Origin of the sequence: Pseudoalteromonas sp. A757 (assembly GCF_004103285.1) — a bacterium.
In the GTDB taxonomy this organism is placed as follows: domain Bacteria; phylum Pseudomonadota; class Gammaproteobacteria; order Enterobacterales; family Alteromonadaceae; genus Pseudoalteromonas; species Pseudoalteromonas galatheae.
In genome coordinates this window covers 16,841-38,524 of sequence record NZ_QNQN01000050.1, presented here as the reverse complement: position 1 = coordinate 38,524, position 21,684 = coordinate 16,841, and the positions used below count along the sequence as shown (strand labels likewise).

17 protein-coding genes are annotated in these 21,684 nt (G+C 42.5%); 16 read left to right on the top strand and 1 reads right to left on the bottom strand.

Features of this window, described 5'->3' with window-relative positions; all coding sequences use genetic code 11:
• Positions 1 to 10 precede the first annotated feature (10 nt).
• From nhaR to adk, 15 genes are all read left to right on the top strand, one after another.
• Positions 11 to 916, top strand: a complete 906-nt coding sequence (gene nhaR, locus DRB05_RS01550; protein ID WP_128725368.1) for a transcriptional activator NhaR — start codon at positions 11 to 13, stop codon at positions 914 to 916.
• 121 nt (positions 917 to 1,037) lie between these two features.
• Complete coding sequence (locus DRB05_RS01545) at positions 1,038 to 3,788, top strand: cation-transporting P-type ATPase (RefSeq protein ID WP_128725367.1); 2,751 nt, start codon at positions 1,038 to 1,040, stop codon at positions 3,786 to 3,788.
• Entirely contained in the window at positions 3,785 to 4,348 is a 564-nt protein-coding gene (locus DRB05_RS01540) for a Na+/H+ antiporter subunit E (RefSeq protein WP_128725366.1), read from the top strand. The genes DRB05_RS01545 and DRB05_RS01540 overlap by 4 nt, the downstream gene beginning before the upstream one ends.
• Positions 4,345 to 4,611, top strand: coding sequence for a monovalent cation/H+ antiporter complex subunit F (locus DRB05_RS01535; protein WP_128725365.1), 267 nt, complete (start codon positions 4,345 to 4,347; stop codon positions 4,609 to 4,611). Before DRB05_RS01540 ends, DRB05_RS01535 begins: the two co-directional genes overlap by 4 nt.
• Before the next feature lie 26 nt (positions 4,612 to 4,637).
• Positions 4,638 to 4,937 (top strand): monovalent cation/H(+) antiporter subunit G, encoded by a 300-nt coding sequence (locus DRB05_RS01530; protein WP_240036185.1) that lies wholly within the window; start codon positions 4,638 to 4,640, stop codon positions 4,935 to 4,937.
• Positions 4,930 to 5,184: a DUF4040 domain-containing protein gene (locus tag DRB05_RS01525; protein WP_128725363.1), complete on the top strand. Its 255-nt coding sequence runs from the start codon at positions 4,930 to 4,932 to the stop codon at positions 5,182 to 5,184. The genes DRB05_RS01530 and DRB05_RS01525 overlap by 8 nt, the downstream gene beginning before the upstream one ends.
• Positions 5,185 to 5,244: 60 nt before the next feature.
• On the top strand, positions 5,245 to 6,009 hold the full coding sequence (mbhE, locus tag DRB05_RS01520) for a hydrogen gas-evolving membrane-bound hydrogenase subunit E (RefSeq protein WP_128725362.1): 765 nt from the start codon (positions 5,245 to 5,247) through the stop codon (positions 6,007 to 6,009).
• 5 nt (positions 6,010 to 6,014) lie between these two features.
• Entirely contained in the window at positions 6,015 to 6,302 is a 288-nt protein-coding gene (locus DRB05_RS01515) for an NADH-quinone oxidoreductase subunit K (RefSeq protein ID WP_235956556.1), read from the top strand.
• A gap of 71 nt (positions 6,303 to 6,373) precedes the next feature.
• Positions 6,374 to 7,801 carry a proton-conducting transporter membrane subunit gene (locus tag DRB05_RS01510; protein ID WP_240036184.1) on the top strand — a complete coding sequence of 476 codons (1,428 nt, stop codon included), beginning with the start codon at positions 6,374 to 6,376 and terminating at the stop codon, positions 7,799 to 7,801.
• Positions 7,798 to 11,043 (top strand): proton-conducting transporter membrane subunit, encoded by a 3,246-nt coding sequence (locus DRB05_RS01505; protein ID WP_128725359.1) that lies wholly within the window; start codon positions 7,798 to 7,800, stop codon positions 11,041 to 11,043. Before DRB05_RS01510 ends, DRB05_RS01505 begins: the two co-directional genes overlap by 4 nt.
• A gap of 68 nt (positions 11,044 to 11,111) precedes the next feature.
• Complete coding sequence (locus DRB05_RS01500; protein ID WP_128725358.1) at positions 11,112 to 11,876, top strand: class II glutamine amidotransferase; 765 nt, start codon at positions 11,112 to 11,114, stop codon at positions 11,874 to 11,876.
• 685 nt (positions 11,877 to 12,561) lie between these two features.
• Entirely contained in the window at positions 12,562 to 14,415 is a 1,854-nt protein-coding gene (edd, locus tag DRB05_RS01495; RefSeq protein WP_128725357.1) for a phosphogluconate dehydratase, read from the top strand.
• 23 nt (positions 14,416 to 14,438) lie between these two features.
• Positions 14,439 to 15,059, top strand: a complete 621-nt coding sequence (locus DRB05_RS01490; protein WP_010378022.1) for a bifunctional 4-hydroxy-2-oxoglutarate aldolase/2-dehydro-3-deoxy-phosphogluconate aldolase — start codon at positions 14,439 to 14,441, stop codon at positions 15,057 to 15,059.
• Between the two features lie 17 nt (positions 15,060 to 15,076).
• Positions 15,077 to 16,081, top strand: coding sequence for a type I glyceraldehyde-3-phosphate dehydrogenase (gap, locus tag DRB05_RS01485; RefSeq protein ID WP_128725356.1), 1,005 nt, complete (start codon positions 15,077 to 15,079; stop codon positions 16,079 to 16,081).
• Positions 16,082 to 16,249: 168 nt separating this feature from the next.
• Positions 16,250 to 16,894, top strand: a complete 645-nt coding sequence (gene adk / locus DRB05_RS01480) for an adenylate kinase (protein ID WP_010378026.1) — start codon at positions 16,250 to 16,252, stop codon at positions 16,892 to 16,894.
• Positions 16,895 to 17,041: 147 nt separating this feature from the next.
• On the opposite strand, the gene DRB05_RS01475 is transcribed toward adk, so the two are convergent.
• The gene (locus tag DRB05_RS01475) at positions 17,042 to 17,455 is read right to left on the bottom strand and encodes a hypothetical protein (protein WP_128725355.1); all 414 of its coding nucleotides are present in this window, start codon (positions 17,453 to 17,455) and stop codon (positions 17,042 to 17,044) included.
• A gap of 1,176 nt (positions 17,456 to 18,631) precedes the next feature.
• Here DRB05_RS01475 and DRB05_RS01470 point away from each other — a divergent pair.
• The gene (locus DRB05_RS01470) at positions 18,632 to 21,472 is read left to right on the top strand and encodes a TonB-dependent receptor (protein WP_128725354.1); all 2,841 of its coding nucleotides are present in this window, start codon (positions 18,632 to 18,634) and stop codon (positions 21,470 to 21,472) included.
• Positions 21,473 to 21,684 lie beyond the last annotated feature (212 nt).

Here is a 21,684-nt window from a genome sequence, read left to right as displayed (position 1 = left end):
GAATGTGTCAATGCAAGATATGATCAATTACAAGCACTTGAAGTATTTTTGGGTTGTCTCTCACGAGGGAAGTATCGCCAGAGCAAGTACAAAACTCAATATTACTCCGCAGACAATCAGTGGACAATTATCCCTTCTTGAGGAGCGTATTGGCTTCGCGCTTTTTCAAAAAGAAGGCCGAGGGTTACGCTTGACCGATACAGGGCATCTCGTCCTGCGTTATGCTGATGAGATTTTTGAGCTTGGGAATGAGCTGGGTGATGTGATCCGAGGAAGCGGTACGGTTGGGCCCGCTGACTTTATTGTGGCTGCATCTAGCGGGTTACCCAAAACAATAGTGCATAAGATTATAGCGCCTGCATTGACCATAGATCATGAAATTAGGTTAACTAGTTTGGAGGGGCCGGTCGAAAGTTTACTGGCTGATCTGGCAGTACACAAAGTTGATCTAGTGTTAAGTGATGTGCCGGTTACAGGTGCTTTGAGCGTTAAAGCTTACAATCATTTTCTTGGGGAGAGTGGCATTACTTTTTTTGCTGCCCCGTCTTTGGCTGAGCAGTACCGCAAAGATTTTCCTAATTCGCTAAGTGAAGCGCCCTTACTACTACCTACTAATCAGCATGAAATCCGAAAAGAGTTCGACTTTTGGCTGAGTGATAAGAATATTCGTCCAAATATCGTGGCACAATTTGATGACAGCGCACTACTTAAGTCATTTGGACAATCAGGGTTAGGCGCCTTTTTTATGCCATCTGCAATAGCACAGAGTATTGTTGAAACTTTTCATGTTGAGGCCTTCGGTACTCTGCCTGAAGTAAAGCAAAAATTTTATGCAATTTCGGCGGAAAGAAAAATCCGACACCCTGCTATTGCCGCTATTTTCGAAGCTGCTAAAGCGTCATTATTTGCAAGCTGAATAAAGGTTTCTAAATTCAAAACATCGTTTTTTTCGAGCTTTTAAATTAAATAATTCGAGTTTTACATCATATTTCTACATCCTAGTATATCTTTAACTTAACTAGCTCCAGAGGTGTAACATGAAAAACCCGATAGAATGGCATAGTTACCACACCGAAGAAGTATTAAAGCAGCTCACAGCTAATCAAACTGTGGGTTTGAGTGATGGTGAAGTAGTAGAACGTAGGCAAAAGCATGGTGCTAACTCACTGACCAAACATACTGGAGATGGCCCATTCAAACGATTTGTACTGCAGTTTCATCAACCTCTAGTTTATATCCTGCTCGCTGCAGTTGCGGTGACTTTGGCGTTGCAAGAATGGGTTGATGCCGCAGTAATATTTGCCGTGGTCTTGTTAAATGCAATTATTGGGTTTATTCAGGAGTCAAAAGCGATTAATGCAATAAACGCACTGTCTGGCAGTATTAAGTCGTTTGCAACAGTATTACGTGATGGTAAAAAGCACTCCATCCCTGCTGAGGAGCTAGTACCTGGTGATATTGTGTTGTTGCATGCCGGTGACAAGGTTTGTGCGGATATACGGTTAGTTAAGGTAAAGGACTTGCAAGTAGATGAATCTGCACTCACAGGAGAGTCTGTGCCTGTGCAAAAAATTACCGAAAAACTAGATAAAGAAACACTACTCGGGGATCGTCAGAATATGGCATTTTCCTCGACATTGGTGGTCTATGGCAGCGGAATAGGGGTTGTCACTAGTACAGGCGATGATACAGAAATCGGTAAAATATCGGAGTTAATTGCGACAACACCGACCCTAGATACCCCATTGACCAAACGTATCAAGCAGTTTAGCCATGTTTTACTCTATGCAATTGTCATTTTGGCGGCTTTAACATTGGTCATAGGTTACCTTCACGGTCAGCCATTGTTAACCTCTTTTATGGCCGCTGTTGCCCTTGCAGTAGGTGCTATTCCTGAAGGATTGCCTGCGGCTGTCACTATCATGCTGGCGATTGGGGTATCGAGAATGGCCAAGCGTCGAGCTGTCATCCGTAATTTACCAGCAGTGGAAACGTTAGGAAGCACAACTATTATTTGTTCGGATAAAACAGGCACTCTGACTAAAAACGAAATGACAGTTGAGCAAATTTACGCAGGTTCTGAGCATTTTTCCGTTAGCGGTAATGGCTATAATCCTGCTGGTGTTATTTCTAGAGATAATCAAGAAGCAATTGAGTCTGGCGAGATGGGAGAGGCTGCGTTATACAAAATGTTAAGAGCCGGGGTTTTGTGTAACGATGCGCAGTTAATTGCGCCGGTGTCAGAGCGAGAGCAATGGAAAATTAATGGAGATCCCACCGAGGCTGCATTACTGGTGTCTGGTCTTAAGGCAGGTTTGACAGGTGAGTCATTGGGAGCGTTACGTAGCGACAGTATTCCATTCCAATCTGAATATCAATATATGGCAACTTTGGATAGAGTTGCTAGTGATACTTTGATTCACATTAAGGGTTCAATTGAGAGCATCTTGCCGAAGTGTAACAGTATGCTTAATCGTGTCGGTGAGTCCGTGCCGATAGATATTGATGATATTAAGTTGCAGGCGGAGAAGCTAGCGAGTAGAGGGTTGAGAGTGCTTGCGTTTGCTTCTAAGAATTGTACTACGGAGAAGCAAACGTTATCTCATGAAGATGTTGCTGAGGGACTAGAGTTTTTAGGCTTACAGGCGATGATTGATCCCCCTAGACCTGAGGCAATAGAAGCCGTAGCCGCGTGTCATAAAGCAGGTATTCGAGTCAAAATGATCACCGGTGACCATGCGTTAACGGCGACTAGCATAGCGCGTCAGCTTGGAATTTTGACATCTGACAGTGATAACAAAACCATCACTGGTTACGAGTTGTCGGGAATGTCAGAACAAGATTTTACCCATGTTTCTGAAAATTATGACGTATTTGCAAGAGTGACGCCCGAAAATAAACTACAGTTAGTACAGTCATTGCAATCTGGCGGTCAAGTGGTGGCTATGACCGGAGATGGGGTGAATGATGCGCCAGCGTTAAGGCGAGCCGACATTGGGGTGGCGATGGCCCTAAATGGTACAGAGGTGGCGCGAGATGCATCAGACATGATGTTAACTGACGACAACTTTGCGACAGTGAGAGCAGCGGTTGAAGAAGGCAGAGGTGTATTTGATAACCTTAAAAAGTTTATTGTCTGGACCTTGCCTACTAATGGTGGAGAAGGTTTGGTCATCTTGCTTGCAGTGTTGTTGGGAGTGTCGTTGCCACTACTACCCGTTCATATTTTGTGGGTCAATATGACGACAGCTATTTTTCTTGGCTTGATGCTCGCCTTTGAGCCAAAAGAGCAGGGAATCATGGAAAGACCACCTTACGATCCAGCTGCTCCGATAATAGATAGGATATTAGCGTGGCGTATCTTGCTTGTCTCCTCGTTACTCTGTGTCATGGCATTTGGTTTATATGAACTGGAGCTATATTGGGGGGCGTCTGAGGCGCAAGCTAGAACAGTCGCTGTTGCTATGTTCGTGGTCGGTGAAGCTTTTTATTTATTTAATTGCCGCTCATTACATCGCTCGGTGTTCTCAATTGGATTGTTTTCTAACATCTGGGTTTGGGTAGGTATTGGCTCCATGATGTTACTGCAATTGCTATTTACCTACTCATCGTTAATGAACGAGTGGTTTCAAAGTGAGCCTATTGACCTGGGCTCTTGGCTTAGAGTCTTTATTTGTGGGTGGTTGATATCGCTTATTGTTGGTGCTGAAAAGTGGTATAGAAATAATACAGAAACCAAAATCAAAGCTAAACCAGAGACTCAGACACATGTGAGGAGAGAAGTATGAACCGAAGAGAGAAGTCTATTACGGCGAATTACACAAAAGCCATTGTTCGACTAGTTTTCTTCTCTCTTCTTTGGGTGCTACTGACCAATGGGGAGCTGAGCTCCTGGGTTATAGGCATCGTTGTGGTCCCGTTTGCAGCCTGGTTAAACCTGAGACTTTTTATTCCTCGACATCATGTTGTTAGTGATAAAAAAGGAGAGACTAAAAGTTATTATTTTAGTCTCTTTAGACTACTACGCCTGCTCCCTTACTTTCTGATGAACTCACTAAAAGGTGGTATTCAAACATCCCGTTTAGCTTTTCGTCGCAAATCATTAACTACATCAGGTTTGGTACGCTACTCAGTTAACCTCCCTCAAGGGGAGGTAAGGCTTTGGTTTATTCACCTAATTAGCTTATTGCCGGGAACCCTCAGCGCTCGAATTGAGGGAGATGAGCTTGCTGTTCATATGCTTGAAGTAAGTAGCAATAACGTCAGAGATATTACGCAGTGTGAAGAAAAAATCGCTTTTCTTTTTGGTCTTGATAAAGATAAGGCAACATGGGGAAAATCAAAATGACAGTATATCTCGGCGTTGTAATTAGTATTCTGACGATAGTGTTGTTACTCGGACTACTAAGGTTGTGTGTTGGATCAACTCGGTTAGATCTCATTTCGTCATTACAACTCTTTGGTACGTTGGGTGTTGCTGTGATGATCTTACTCGCTGTTTATATGGATCAAAGTGCACTTTTTAATGTGGCGTTGGTGTTGGCGCTGTTAGCACCAACGACGACTGTTATTTTGGTCAGGTTGGGAGGAGTTACAGATGACGAACATTGAGTGGCTTTGTGTACTAATGATTGCACTTGGCACATTTTTTTTTTCTTGCAGGAACTGTGGGATTATGGCGTTTTCCTGACGTGCTAAGTCGCCTTCATGCGTTAACTAAGGCGGATAACTTGGGTTTAGGCTTCATTATTGTGGGTGTCATTCCGTTAGTGACCGATGCAGTAGATGCTGTTCAACTCTTGGTTATTTGGTTTGCAGTGATGCTCTCGGGAGCAATTTCTTGCTATTTGCTAGCGAGCTCATCTGAAGAGGTTCAAGGTCAAGAAAAACTCAAAAATTCACGTGAAATTGAGCCTAGGAGTAAATCTGATGATTGAATATGCGCTCTTCATTGATCTAATGCTCGGTGTCGGTGCGGTTATCACAGCGATACTCTGCTTGGCTATCAGAGACTTATTTCAGTCAATATTGGTTTTTATGTGTATGGGGTTGCTAGTTACTTTAATTTGGGCTCGGCTTGGGGCATGGGACGTCGCAATTGCCGAAGCGGCTATTGGAGCTGGTCTGACGGGGGCACTATTACTCGCGACTCGCCGTCGGCTAATGCAACAAGATAAGAGCTAGATTACAGACTCGTCATCGCGTTGTCTTCAACAGTCTTACGTTGGTGAATTGGGGGGAATTATGTTTCATTCGATGACTTTACATAATGAAGAAGGGTCAAAGGAAAATAACTTTGGACTGGGAGTTTTTCTTGGCGGAGTGATATGTGTGTTTTGCTCGCTGATATTTTTCTCACTCCTGCAAGTACCAGTACCTTCAAGGCCTGTCGTGGAGCTTATTGAGCAAAACCTGGCAAGTAGCGGTGTTTCTAATCCGGTTACCGCAGTATTACTAAACTTTAGAAGTTTAGACACACTTTTAGAGATTGCGGTGCTGTTAATTGTTGCATTAGCTGTTATGCCGAATAAGTTAGATTCCACTAGTCAAGGTTTTATTACACATGTAAAAAATCCACATAGGAATGATGTGCTGGAAGCATTTCTAAGATGGTTGTTGCCGAGTATTGTTGTAACCGCAGGGTATTTGCTGTGGACAGGAGCTAGCTTACCCGGTGGCGCTTTTCAAGCGGGCGCATTATTGGCTGGCGCCGGGATATTATTGTTACTAACAGGAAGTTATCGTGTAGATTTTAGCTGCGATATTGCTCAAAAAATGATGGTCGTTGGATTAGTCATATTTTTGATAGTGGGAGTTGGTGTTGCAACAAACTCCAAAACAATACTCGACTTTCCAGATAAATACGCTGGGGCTTTAATACTCGTTATAGAAGTCGCAGCGACATTGTCTATTGCGATGATTTTAGTGCTTTTATACCACAGCCTGACCAACTCTGAGTCCGATAAATACGCACCCTATAACGTTGATAGGATAGAAAAAGAGGAATAATGATAATGGAGGGTTCACTTTATACTGCAATTGGTATCGCGATGTTCGGGATTGGGTTGTTTGGTGTCGTAGCCCTTGCACAGGCCATGAAAAAAATATTAGCCGTAAATATTTGTGGTGTGGGTATTTTTATGATTTTTATTGCAAATTCAACAGCTGTAAATGGCAGTGTTGATTATGTGCCCCATGCCATCGTACTTACAGGGATCGTTGTTGCCGTAGCAGGAACGGCTTTAGCCTTATCCTTAGTTTGTAGAATCTACGACAAGACTAAACAACAGGTTGGAAAGTAAATATGCACAGTACAGCCGAGTTAATTATTCCAGCATTAATTCTAATACCATTAGTAGCATCGATACTTTCTATGCTTTTTACCACCCGGTCTGTACAGTTAGTAATCAGCTTTCTGGCAGCTTTAGGACTATGCGTTGTTGTTCAGCAATTGTACCTTGGTCTCAATGTTGACTCGAGCACATTGAAGTATGAAGTTGGTGGTTGGGCTGCTCCATTAGGAATTGGCTTTTTGATAGATGGTTTATCAATGTTGATGATTATTCTCAGCACCTTTTTGATCAGCGTACTATCATTTTATGCGGCTTTTTATTTTAACAATAAACCTGTAGCTCAACGCTTCTGGCCTTTATGGTGGTTGTTAGTTACAGGACTGAATGCATTATTTATATCGTCAGATATTTTCAATATTTATGTCACGCTCGAAATTATAGGTCTTGCTTCCGTTGCTTTAGTTGCGTTAAACGACAGCAAGGAAGGTCTAATCGCTGCGCTTCGTTATTTACTCGTAGGTTTGCTTGGCTCATTACTCTACCTAGCTGGAGTCGCTTTGTTATATCACAGCTATGGCACCTTATCACTTTTATCTTTGGCTGAGCAGGTAGAGGTAAATCTGCTGAATCTAATGGTGCTAATCCTAATTTCATTGGGACTGGCACTAAAAACTGCGATTGTCCCCCTTCATTTTTGGTTGCCCTATGCTCATGGTAGTGCTCCGGCGCCAGTGAGCGCTATTCTCTCAGCTCTGGTAGTGAAGGCATCTTTTTATTTACTTGTACGGTTCTGGATGGAGATTTTATCTCCGGTTGTCTCAAACTCAGCGTTGATGTTGATGGGGGGATTAGGGGCTGGGGCGGTGTTGTGGGGTTGTGTAAAAGCCCTAAGAGCTGAGCGCCTGAAAATAATGATTGCTTATTCCACAGTGGCTCAAATTGGGTATTTATTTCTACTTTTTCCTCTTTTGACTAGCGCTGATCCTGAGATCGACTCTTCGGAACTACGCCAGCATACTTTAACCGCAATTAGCTATTTTATCGTTGCGCATGCCTGTGCCAAAGCTGCAATGTTTATTGCTGCTGGAAATATCATTAAGACACTTGGGCATGACAATATCGCCCAGCTACAAGGTATGGCTAAATACATGCCTGTGAGCTTGTTTACCTTTGCCATCGCTGGAGCTAGCCTAATTGGATTACCACCAAGTGCGGGTTTTATTGCTAAATGGCTTCTACTTAACGCTGCCGTGGACACTGCCCAATGGTGGTGGGTAATTGTTGTTATAACGGGGGGACTGCTTGCGGCGTTAGCAATATTTCGAGTGCTTGATTTAGCATTTATTAAACCCGAAAGTAGTACCTTGGCTTTTGATAAAAATAAGAGTATTTATAAACTTAGTCCCTTTATGCCTTATGCTGGACTATTTTTAGCATTGTGTACAGTTGCTTTGGGCTTTAATGCTGAGGTAATCATTAATCTTGTATCGTTAGGAGGTAGAGAATGACATGGCAATCGGCTTTACCTACAATGATCCTGTTAAGTGCATTGTTATCTGGCATCGCAATATTTTTTGTAAGTGAAGCAAAACCAAAACTGCGAAAAGCACTCAACTTTACTGGAGCAGGGACTTGTATTGTTCTGATCGTATTATTAATTGCAGGCGTTTACCAAGGGCAAGTTTTTGAAGCGCGTTTTCCTTTACTCCCTGATATAGATTTGGTCTTGCATGCGGATGCACTTTCTTTGCTATTTGTTGCCCTTTCAGGCTTCCTTTGGCTATTAACAACCATATACGCAATTGGTTACTTAGAAGACTCGCCAAATAGGAGTCGATTTTTTGGCTTCTTTAGCTTGTGTGTATTTGCGACCATAGGAATTGCGTTGGCTGGCAACCTCATCACGTTTCTTATTTTTTACGAACTACTGACATTAACGACATATCCCTTGGTTGTTCATAAAGGAAATTCAGCATCTTTGGCTGCTGGTAGAAAATACCTGATCTACACAATGCTAGGTGGTGCTAGTTTTCTAATCGGGGTTGTTTGGCTCAAGTCTCTTGCGGGTCCTTTGGATTTTACCGCTACTGGTTTACTCGCAGCAATGCCCGAGTTGGACCCGAATAGCCTAAAAGTTATTTTTGTGCTTATCGTACTAGGGCTAGGGGTAAAGGCGGCATTGGTTCCTTTTCATGGTTGGTTGCCTTCAGCGATGGCAGCGCCTGCACCTGTTAGTGCATTGTTACACGCTGTAGCTGTGGTGAAAGCAGGGGCTTTTGGTATTGTCAGGGTGGTGTATGATGTTTATGGCGTTGAGTTTGCGAGAGATTTAGGATTAACCATGCTACTCGCCATACTGGCCTCGATCACAATCATATATGGCTCAACGCGTGCACTGTTTCAAAATGATCTTAAAAAGCGCCTAGCCTATTCTACAGTCAGCCAAGTTTCATATATCGCGTTGGGTACTGCGATTGCTGGCCCGATTGCAACCATTGGAGGGATTGCTCATTTGGTTCATCAAGGCCTGATGAAAATTACAATGTTCTTTTGTGCAGGGTCAATTGCTGAGACATTAGGCGTTACCAAAGTTGACCAGATGGCTGGTATCGGCAAAAGAATGCCGCTTACTATGATTGCCTTTAGTTTGGCGGTACTGGGTATGATTGGTATACCTCCTGCGGCGGGATTTGTATCAAAGTGGTATTTAGGTACAGGGGCTTTGGAAAGTGGTTATTTTTGGGTATTAGGTGTGCTAATTCTCAGTAGTCTACTTAATGCTATGTATTTTTTACCAATACTATATTCAGCCTGGTTTAAAGACCAAAAAGACGAATGGCCATCGGAAAAGCCTAAAATGCGATTTGAAGCACACTGGATGCTGGTTTTACCACCTTTGTTGACTGCAATGTTAGCCTTAGCTGCTGGGCTTTTTGCTGATGCACAATTTAGCCCTATTAATTGGGTTAAGTTGATTGCTGCGAGAGAATATGGTGAGGAATTCACAACCATTATCAATATCGGAGTTCAGCAAATTCCTGCAATGTGGTTAACCATTATTTTGCCATTAGTCTGCTGTTTATTTGTCATGAACCACAGGATAAGAAACTATCTGCACTGGTTACCCGCCGGTGTGTCCGCGATTGCATTGCTTATGTATGTTTTATCACCTCAAGGATCAAACTTAACTCCATGGTTGTTTTTCGGTAGTGTGTTAACGCTAAACGAAGTTACTTCACCATTTTTCTTGTTGGCAGCGGTACTATGGCTTGCAGCATCTATTTATGCGGTAGACTTCATCAGGAGTGATGACAACAAAGAGCGATTTTGTTTGTTCTTCTTATTGTCAATGAGTGGTAATTTTGGTCTCGTTCTTTCTCAAGATATGTCTGGATTCATTAGTTTCTTCACTGTGATGAGTTTGGCATCATATGGTTTAGTCATCCATTACGGCACGCCACAGGCTATTAAAGCTGGCAAGTCCTATATCCAATGGGCTATTTTTGGTGAACTACTATTATTTACTGCTTTTGCAGGTTTAGCATATAGTGCTCTTCAAACCGCGGAGGGAGCGGCATTAGTAAGCCACCCCTCTTGGGTAATTGTTTTGTTACTTGTTGGGTTTGGTATAAAAGCAGGTATGTTCGCTTTTCATGTGTGGTTACCTCAGGCTCATCCTGTTGCGCCCGTAGCGGCTAGTGCATTGCTAAGTGGTATTATGGTTAAGGCGGGCCTGCTTGGCTGGATTAAATTCATCCCCTTTGGAACTTCGGCATTCGTTGAATTAGGCTCATTAATGATAATGATTGGTCTTTTTTCAGCATTTTATGGCGTCTTTATCGGATTTACTCAACACGATTTAAAGACCTTGCTAGCTTATTCTACTATTAGTCAAATGGGGATAGTTATAGCCGCTGTTGGAGGTGGCTTAACATACCCTGAGATTTGGCCTGTACTGTTACCTGTAATTGTTTTATATGCGATGCATCATGGTATGGCCAAAGCTGCACTCTTTATGGCAGCAGGGGCAGCTGATAAGTTGCCATGGCAACGACATAAGTGGTTATGTTGGATTGCTATTTGTGTGCCAGCGGCTGCACTTGCTGGTCTGCCTTTCACTACTGGTGCGCTGAGTAAATTCGCTCTAAAGGATGCGCTGCAGCATGATATATTTATAAATAGCCTATTGCCGTTTACAACACTTGGAACAAGTCTGCTAATGCTGAGGTTTTTATACCTAGTAGACCTTAAACGCGTGAACTCTGTATCTAAGACCGTACTTAAGAGCACCCAAGCCTCTTCGTATATAGGATTAATAATCGTGTCTTTTGTGTTGATCTTTACACTTTTTTCTTCAAAACAGAGCTTCGAAGGGTCGCTAGCAATCGAGAAGATTTGGGATAGTACTTGGCCTATATTAATCGCTGGACTCTTATTTTTCTTTTTGCGAAAAGCCTCCGTTTACCTTGAAGCTGTTCCTGCAGGGGATATTGGACTTGCCTACAGTGAAGTTGCACGTTATGTAACGAAAGGAACCAATGTCCTTTGCAAAGAAGCACACTTTGTCGCTCAAGAATTGCTATCTGTAGTCCAGCTTTCGTTAGTGCGACAGTGCAACAGGGGAAAGTTGACTCTAGCCAAAATAAATAGAGCGCTTGTTACCGTGCTCAGCCCGGGTTTTGTAATAATTATCTTATTGTTGGCTTTTGTGGCCGTTGGGCTCTATGACTCTGGAATTTATCAACGCTGAGTATTTTTGTAACCAAAACCTATAGGGTATTATATTGGCAATTTTATTATCCTGCACTTGAGGTGGTTATGTGCGAGCTTTTGGGGATGTCGGCGAACGTACCGACAGATATTTGTTTTAGCTTTTCTGGGTTATTGGAGCGCGGTGGCAATACGGGCCCTCATAAAGATGGCTGGGGTATCACCTTTTACGAAGGGAAAGGATGTAGAACCTTTAAAGATCCAGAGCCGAGCTGTCAGTCAGAAATTGCTAAACTGGTCAAAGCGTATCCGATTAAAAGTGTGTCCGTAATAAGCCATATTCGACAGGGAAATAGGGGGCGGACTTGTCTTGAAAATACTCATCCATTTACGCGAGAATTATGGGGTAGGGAGATCACTTACGCTCACAATGGTCAGCTTTCAGACTATAAAGACCTAAAAACTGACTTTTACCGACCCGTTGGAAACACTGACAGTGAGCTAGCCTTTTGTTGGATTTTGGACAAAGTACGAGAGAAATACCCAAGTCGTCCGTCAAACATGGTCTCAGTTTTTAGGTACATCGCAAAGTTAGCACATACTTTGAGAGATAAAGGAGTGTTCAACATGTTGATCACTGATGGCATTTATGTGTTGGCGTATTGTACTAATAACCTGCATTGGATAACCCGTAGAGCCCCATTTGGTAAGGCCACATTAATCGATGCTGATATGGTGGTGGATTTTCAAAAGGAGACCACACCAGATGATATCGTTACAGTGATCGCAACTCGACCGCTTACTAACGATGAGCAATGGCAAAAGCTTGAGCCTGGTGAATTTGCTTTATTTAAGTTGGGCGAAAAAGTCTAAGGCCACAATACTTAGATAGGGCATTTTCTAAATTACTTCTAGTTGCTCTCTATTGAGGGGAGCGCGAATAGTGGAATTGCTATAACAGTACTCTGCAACCACAATGTACATAATGTAAAACGCTGAAAGTTGATATACCTAGATTAGGTATCACTGAGTAAATCAGCGTTTCTTGTTCTCGCTATACATAGCCTATATTTGGATATTCAATTCCACACTTAACTACTGTCAAAGTTTCCAGTTCAAATAGACAAGATCATTTAAATGCCAAGTCAGAATACTACTCTTTGCGGTTTTGGTCATTTGATGCGAGCAACTCCAGCATATTGAACTGTCGCAATACAACCGTGATATTGTGATTTGAGACAATGAAGGGCGCAGTGGATTGTGTCAGAGTTATTGCTGCTAAGTTTGACATTCAACCCAGTTAAAAAAACGCACGTATAAGAAATTTTAGATGGTTATAATTTGGTCATTTTAAAAAGTTAGACTAAATTTATAAGAAAGGTTGACACCGGTGTCAGCTTTATGCGTAAATATAGTGACACCGGTGTCAGGTTGAGGTGAGAGACAACCTGATAGCGTACCTTTGAACGGGTAAATCAAAGCAGCTCTGTACAAGGATTACCACGAATGCTGGTAATCGTGCAGAGCCTTTTTCCTCTAACACTAGAGAGTCAGTAATATGTTGCATCCACGAATTCAGGAAGTCACCGAACGCGTCATTGAGCGAAGCAAAGCAACACGTCAAGCCTATTTAGCTCGAATCCAACAAGCAAAAAAACAAACGCGCGTACGAGCGGGACTGGGCTGTGGAAACCTAGCACACGTAATGGCTGCTTGCTCAAGCAGTGACAAAGCACGTCTGAAGGAAGACGAACAACCAAATTTAGCAATTATCAATTCGTACAATGACATGTTGTCGGCGCACGAACCATATAAAGAATATCCAGATTTAATTAAAGCAGTGGCAAATAAGTTTGACGCGACTGCACAAGTCGCAGGCGGTGTACCTGCAATGTGTGACGGGGTGACCCAAGGCCGCGATGGCATGGAACTATCTTTGTTTTCTCGAGATGTCATTGCCATGTCAACAGCGGTGGCGTTGTCACATGATGTCTTCGATGGGGTTTTCTGTCTTGGTGTCTGTGACAAAATCGTCCCAGGACTATTAATCGGTGCTTTGTCTTTTGGTCATTTACCCATTTTCTTTTTACCCGCAGGTCCAATGCAATCAGGGATCCCGAACAAAGAAAAGGCGCGCATTCGTCAAAAGTTTGCACAGGGCTTAGTCAGCCGCGAAGAGTTACTGGAAGCTGAGAGTGCTTCATACCACAGTGCAGGTACTTGTACTTTCTACGGTACGGCGAACTCGAACCAGATGCTAATGGAGATCATGGGTCTTCATTTACCAGGTAGCTCGTTTATCAATCCATACACAGAATTAAGAGATGGCTTAACGGCGAGTGCGGTTGAGACCATGCTAACTCAGCTACTTGACGGTAAAAGCGGCAATGCACTTGCGGATATCGTGAGTGAAAAAACCGTTATTAATGGCTTAGTTGGTCTGTTGTCTACTGGTGGTTCTACCAATCATGCTATTCACTTAGTCGCAATGGCAAAAGCGGCGGGTGTTCAAATCACTTGGAAAGACATGGCGGATTTGTCTGAAGTGGTACCGCTGTTAACGCGTATCTATCCAAATGGCCATGCCGATGTAAACCACTTTCAAGCGGCTGGTGGCATGGGGTTCTTAATGCGTGAATTAAGAGATGGCGGCTTCTTACACAATGACGTAAAAACGATTGTGGGTGCGGGGCTTGATGCTTACACGATGGAACCACTACTGGATATCAACAGCAATGTGATCATCAGCGATAATCAAGGCCCTGCCAAAGTGAAATGGGTACCGGTACCTGAGAACTCACTGGATGAAGAAGTGCTTCGCCCAGTGGCAAATCCATTTAACAAGCAAGGCGGCTTGCAATTACTTAATGGTAATTTGGGTAAAGCGGTGATTAAAGTGTCTGCGGTACAAGAGCAGCATCAAACTGTGACTGCACCGGCGAAGGTATTCAGTTCTCAAGGTGAATTACAAGAAGCCTTTGCTGCTGGCAAGCTTAACCAAGACTTTATTGCCGTGATTAAAGAACAAGGCCCTAAAGCGAAAGGTATGCCTGAGTTACATAAACTGACACCTGTTATGGCTACATTACAAGACCAAGGCTTTAAAGTGGCGATTGTCACAGATGGTCGTATGTCAGGTGCTTCGGGTAAAGTACCTGCGGCGATCCACCTTGCGCCGGAAGCGGTTGAAGGTGGTGCAATTGCAAAAGTGCACGAAGGTGACTTGATCACCCTAAATGCACCTAAAGGCGAATTAGTGTTACACGTATCTGATGAAGAAATGGCACAGCGCGAATTACAGCTTTCACCGCAATCGCAAACATTTGGTACGGGTCGAGAGCTATTCTCAGGATTTAGACACGTAGTGAGCAGTGCAGATCAAGGCGCATGCTCATTTGGCATCGAAGAATAATAACAGTGGGAATGAGGGTGAGCATGAGTATTAAAGAGATATTGTCAGCAGCACCAGTGGTTCCGGTTATCGTTATTGATAACCTCGAAGACGCGGTGCCGCTTGCTACGGCATTGTTTAATGGTGGCTTAAAAGCACTCGAAGTGACACTTCGTACACCGGTGGCAGCGCAAGCGGTAAAAGACATTAAAGCGGCTTTACCAGACGCCTATGTTGGTACTGGTACGGTAGTGGATAAGGCAACCTTTAATGCCTCAGTAGAAGCTGGCGCTGACTTCATGGTAAGTCCAGGTGTCAATGATGAATTATTGGAACTGGCTAAGTCGTCAAGTATTCCATTTCTTCCGGGTGCTGCAACGCCAAGCGAAGTGATGAAGCTTGCAAGTCATGGCTTTGAATTCTTAAAGTTTTTCCCAGCAGAAGCTGCAGGTGGTGCACCAATGCTTAAATCCATTGGCGGACCAATTCCACAAGTAAAATTCTGTCCAACGGGTGGTATTTCGTTGGCAACTGCACCTAAGTATCTTGCACTCGACAATGTGGTATGTGTGGGCGGTACTTGGATGCTTGATAAAGCACTTATCGCAAACAAAGACTGGCAAGCCATTGAAGCGCTTGCGAAACAAGCAAGTGAAGTAAAATAGATTAGGGGACAGTTATCATGATTAATATTGCAATTAATGGCTATGGACGTATCGGTCGTAACGTACTTCGTGCACTGTACGAGTCAGGTCAGAATAAAGACATCAAAGTCGTTGCCATCAACGATCTCGCACCTGCAAACGTAAACGCGCATTTGACTCAATTTGACTCTGTACATGGCCGCTTTCAAGAGCAGGTTGTTCTGAGCGACAACACACTTGTTATCGGTGGTGACGAAATCACGCTAACGCAAGAGCGTGACCCTGCAAATCTTCCTTGGAAAGCGCTAAACGTTGATATCGTACTTGAATGTACTGGGCTGTTCACCTCTCGCGAAGCTGCGGCTAAACACATTGAAGCCGGTGCGAAAAAAGTGATTGTATCTGCGCCGGGCACAGATATGGATGCAACGGTTGTTCATGGCGTTAACAGCGAAGTACTAAATGCTGAATCAACTATTATCTCTAACGCATCTTGTACCACAAACTGTCTTGCGCCTATTGCAAAAGTTTTGAATGACACTATTGGTATTGAGCAAGGTAGCATGACAACTATTCATGCGTACACGAACGACCAGAACTTGTCCGATGTATACCACAAAGATTTGTACCGTGCTCGAAGCGCAACACAATCGATGATCCCAACAAAAACAGGTGCAGCAAAAGCGGTTGGCTTAGTGCTTCCTGAACTTGCGGGTAAATTAGATGGTATGGCGGTTCGTGTGCCAACCATCAACGTATCACTGGTTGATTTAACGTTTGTTGCCAAGCGTGAGACTTCAAAAGAAGAAGTGAATGCAGCAATCAAAGCAGCTGCTGAGGGCGCGATGAGTGAAATCCTTGAATACAATGAATTACCCTTGGTTTCTATCGACTTCAACCATAACCCGGCTTCCTCAGTGTTTGACTCTACACAAACCAAAGTAGATGGAAAGCTGGTAAAAGTGATGGCTTGGTATGATAACGAGTGGGGCTTCTCTTGCCGCATGCTAGACCAAGTTAAAGCACTAGGTGCATTTTTATAATCAGGATTAATTTCTGACCAAAAGCTCTGCAGATCGCGGAGCTTTTTTGTTTTTGACGGAAAAATTGCCATTCTTCCTTATCAATTAGTATAAGTTCCTTGAGGATCGGCACCGTATATGGAAAAATTCACCACACAAACACCAATAACTCCAAACGAGGATTCAATTATGCGCATCATCTTGCTAGGCGCGCCGGGTGCAGGTAAAGGTACTCAAGCTCAATTTCTAATGGACAAATATGGGATCCCTCAGATCTCTACAGGCGACATGCTACGTGCTGCTATCAAAGAAGGGACTCCGCTGGGTCTTGAAGCGAAAAAAGTCATGGATGCAGGTCAGCTAGTATCTGATGAAATCATTATCGGCTTGGTAAAAGAGCGCATCGCAAAAGAAGATTGTGCAAATGGCTTCTTGCTTGATGGCTTCCCTCGCACAATTCCACAAGCAGATGCAATGAAAGAAAATGGCATCAAAGTTGACCATGTTATCGAATTTGACGTGGCAGATGAGATCATCGTTGAGCGTATGAGCGGTCGTCGCGTACACCCAGGTTCTGGTCGTGTTTACCACATCGTTTACAATCCGCCTAAAGTTGAAGGTAAAGATGACGTAACGGGTGAAGACCTAATCATTCGTGATGACGACACTGAAGAGACAGTACGTAAACGTCTAGCGATTTACCATGAGCAAACAAAACCTCTAGTAGATTACTATAGTGCGGAAGCAGACGCCGGTAACACGCAATATCACAAACTAGATGGTACACAAGCTGTTGATGCGGTAAGCAAGCAGTTAGGTGAACTATTGGGCTAATTCCCCATTAGCTGTACGTACTAAAAAAGGAGCATATCGTTGCTCCTTTTTTAGTATTGTGCAAAAGCCAAGGCATTACGTGCCATTGCTTTTTGATTTGTATAGAAGCTAAAAGTTGAAGTTCTGGCTTGCCATTCGACTTTTTACTTACCAAAATAACGCTTTAAACTGGTCCCATAACCCCAGTGATTCATTGGAAAAAACATCTATACCGAGCCAAGATTTAAGTAAATAGAGCAGCACAAAAAGAGTACCAAGTAGAATTAGCCCACAAATTAGCAAAGCAATTATAAACATTATTGCGGCGCTGACTCTTTCAGTTGAGCTCAACGTACGCCTATTTAATCCTCCGAGAAAAACAAAGTAAAAACTCCAAGGTAAAAACGGTAGTGCTAGTGTCGGCCTAAAGTCGATCTTATGATTATTCCATCCTCGAGTGTTTATCGCTTTTTGTAATGCTTTGCGTTGTTTATAGCTAAAGCTAGCGGCTACTTCAGGCTCCATTTTACGAAGTAATTGTTTTACATGTGTATAATTCGGTTCTGATTTTTTTACCGTCATCGAGTCTCCTTAGCCATTAAATACCTTGTTAGAGGACAAAGCTCATCATACTCATCGTTTGCATAGACAGAGTAGAGTGCTATACCGCTTCTTTTAATGCTAGCCCAATTTTAGGATGTAAATCAGACGTTTTTTCTTGCCTCAAAACAGGAATCTTAATTGAGGAAAGAGGTATTAAACGGTGCCGTAATTTACTTCCCCAAGTATTTATCCAAGTATTTCAGGTTAAAATATCGTATTTGTAATACGGCGATAAGCTAAGTTTAGTCCGATATATACAGTCTTCAATAGGATTACTTTTCCAACCAACGACTCTATGACTTAGTTACACAGAGAGTTCACAAAAAATAGATAAGACAAATGTGCTTTCAAATGGCCTGAGGCTTTGCTTTAAATCATAAATACGACTTCCATGGATTTTTAGAAGATAGAGTCAACGACTAAAAGAGTTACGCTTTTGTTGGCCGAAAAGTACGCAGAGTTACCATGGGTATCAGCGTCACAAGATAGCTCTTGATTGCTCGTGAAAGTTCGGAGCAAATGAAAGTACAGGTGGTGTGCAACGATAATATTTAAATAAAGGTGTTGATTTAAGAGAAGTTAGCGAAAAGATACTAAGTTCACAATGCTACGCAAAAGCGATCTGTCGAGAAGTATTAGGCTGTTAGCAATTGGCAGTTGCATTAGAAGAAATGATGTATGTTGCTTAATTTGGTTAAGTTAAGGTATCGCATTCATGGATGAATGCGAGATATCTACCTTCAATAACTTCACTCGCTATACTTTCCCTCATTATTTTTCCATTACTTTTAAGCAGTTAATACCAAATCAGAGCTTCACTTGAACATCTGGGTAAATAATAAACTTTAGTGTAGTTTGTGTCGGGTTAAACCTTTTAGATGGGCGGGAATTGGTAAAAGTTCTAGTTTCGGTTTGCAGGAGGGGTTTAGTTTAAAAGGTGGGATAGGGCTTTACATTTTACCTTGTTTTATTTTCATTTTAATTTCATTTTTATTACCTTTGATCCTCTAAATTGATCTTTCATTCGTCATCATATTGTTTACAACTGAGATGTTCCCGTATTAGTATCTTTATTGCTTATATTTTGATCTGATTTTTTTGTTGCGATTTCTAAATGTATAAGTGATGTTAAAATAATAAATTTAAGGATATGAAATGGTTAAAGTAAATCCCTTGAGTGCTGCGGTAAAGCTTCTATGTGTCAGTACTGTTGTTGGCGCGCCTATCCAAGCGGTATCCGCAGAAGAAAAAGAAATAGAGACAATCGAGGTAACTGGCTCTCGCATTCTCAGAGAAGGAGCTATTGCACCAAGTCCAGTATCTGTTATTTCTGGAGAGGAGCTAATTAATACTGGCGCGCTCAATATTGGTGAAGCATTGAATAAAATGCCCAGTTTGAAACCGACATTTGGTCTTCAGAATTCAGGACGCTATATTGGTACTTCTGGCCTTAATATTTTGGACCTTCGTGGTATGGGTACAGATCGTACTCTAGTACTCGTAAATGGTAAGCGTCATGTTGCAAGTAGCGCAGGTACTGCGTCTGTTGATACAAATACTATCCCAACGGCATGGATAGATAGAGTTGAAGTTATCACTGGTGGCGCGTCTGCTGTTTATGGTGCTGATGCGGTAACAGGTGTTGTAAACTTTATTCTTAAAGAAGATATCGAGGGCTTATCGGTGTCTTATACACGAGGAGAGGCTGAGCACTCCGATTATAGTAACGATAAGTTTTCTTTCTCATATGGACAAAGCTTCCTAAACGGCAAGGGAAATTTTGGTATTTCCTATGAGTTTGCTCAACAGGATAGACTGAACGCGCTAGATAGTGACTTTACTAATGGCTCTTATCGAGAATTAACTAACCCAAATCAAGACCCAACTCGCCCAGATGCACTAGATAATCCAGACCAGATTTTCTATGAGAATGCGGGCCTCTTCGCGTTGAATGAGCCTGGCGCATTTAATGTGGGAGGCACTTGGTATACTTTCAACCCAGATGGCTCTTCTCGTCCAATACAACTAAATGGCATAGTTGACGGCATAAGTTGTGAAAACTGTGAATTTATGAATCTACGTAAGTTTACAGAAATACAGCCTAGTTTTGATCGCCACATTATTAACTTCAAAACCAACTATGAAATTAACGATGACACGAGAGTCTACTTTGAAGGTAAATATTCAAAAATTGAATCTGAAGATTGGGGACAGCCAAGCTTCTATTATTTAGGTTCTGCTTTAAACATTACTCGTGATAACGCCTTTTTACACCCAACTACCGCAAAGTTAATGGATGAAAATGGGCTTGATTCTATTAGAGTTAACCGATTCAATGGTGATATCGGTAGAAGGTACGAAATAAATACTAGGGAAACGACTCGTTTTGTTGCTGGTATCAAAGGGGTAGTCGCTGAAGAGTGGGATTATGAGGTGTTTGTTAACTCAGGTGAGACTGAGATTGAACGAGCGAATCATAATAACCTAGTAGTACCTAATTTTATGGCAGCTATTGATGCGATAGACGATGGCAGTGGTAATGTAGTTTGTCGCAGTGCAGATGCTCGAAATAATGGTTGTATCCCAATGGACATTATGGGCTATGGTCGTCCTAGCCAAGAGTCGATTAATTACGTTAATACAGTATCAGTTGGTACAAGCACAATTGAACAACTAAACGTCGGTGCGACGATAACTAACTCCGCCATTTATGAGCTACCAGCCGGCCCTGTAGGTATTGCTTTTGGTTTGGAATATAGAGAAGAAAAAAGTGAAAGCACTGAGGATGATAACGCGAAAGACGGTGATACATTCTTCAATGCTCTAGGTGAAGACAAAGGTAAATATGATGTCTCAGAAGTGTTCGCTGAAACGTCTATTCCTATACTCGGTGATTTACCGCTAATCGATACAATGACTGTGGAAATTGCTGCGCGATATGCTGATTACAGTACGGTTGGTGATGTTACTACTTGGAAAGTGGGTTTGGATTGGCAAGTATATGATGACTTAAGATTCCGTTCAACGGTCTCTGAAGCGATTCGAGCGCCAAATATTAGCGAAATTTTTGGTGCAAAAAGTCAAAACTTTTTTGGTGTAGACGATCCTTGCCGTGCCAAATACCTTAATGAAATATCAGGTGACAAACGAGCTGCTCGACAAGCGAGTTGTTCGGCTTTAGGTGTACCAGTAGGGTTCGATGAACCATACGATGATTCGAGGCTACCTGGAGAGTCTAGTGGTAATCGTAACCTATCACCTGAAGAGTCAAGTAGTTATACCGTAGGTGCAGTATTTACACCTAGCAGTATTTCAGGTCTGAGCTTTACAGTAGATTATTGGAATATTGAATTAGAGGATTCAATCAGTAGTATCTTGGCTCAGCAAATTCTCGAACGTTGTGTTGACGCTGCGAGTATAGACAATCAATACTGTGCTTTAATCACACGTGATACGTCCGGTAAGATTACGAATATTAAGAACCAGGTGCTGAATATATCGAAACAAGAGGCATCGGGTGTCGATTTCGAACTAAATTATTCCTTTAACACTGATATTGGTAACTTTAGTTCACGTTTAATGGCAACGCGATTGATTGAACGAAAAAGGTATCCTTTCCAAGAGGAATTAGATCGTTTTGAAGAATATGCAGGTGTCGATACCGAACCATCATGGCAAGGTACGCTGGATATTAACTATGATTATGAGAACTATTTTGCTTCTTGGAGAATGCGCTACATTGAGCGTTCAGATCGTTTCCGCCCAGATGAATTAGAAACTAACCCTAACCCGTCGAACTTTATGGAGTGGCCGTCGTATGTTGTAAGCGATATTACAGCTGGCTACAACTTTGATATGGGGCTCTCGATTAAAGTTGGAGTAGACAATATATTTGATAAAAAGCCAATCAAATATACTACAGCCACAGGCGGTGATAGTGGTTCGTACGATAATATTGGTCGCTTCGTCTATGCGACTATTTCTTATAGCTTCTAATGCTATATCGAATTAAAAATTGAAGCTCGATCTTATCGAGCTTCAATTTTTGTGTGACTTTGCATGATCCTACTCATTGCACAGTTGTGCTCTCGCAATAGCAGGGAGTAACTTTCTAGCCTTGCTGGTATATCATTTGGCTTTGAGCAAGCAACTAGGGCTCAATTTCCATCTAGTGGATCTAATATAGCTCATGCGATGTAAGCACTTCT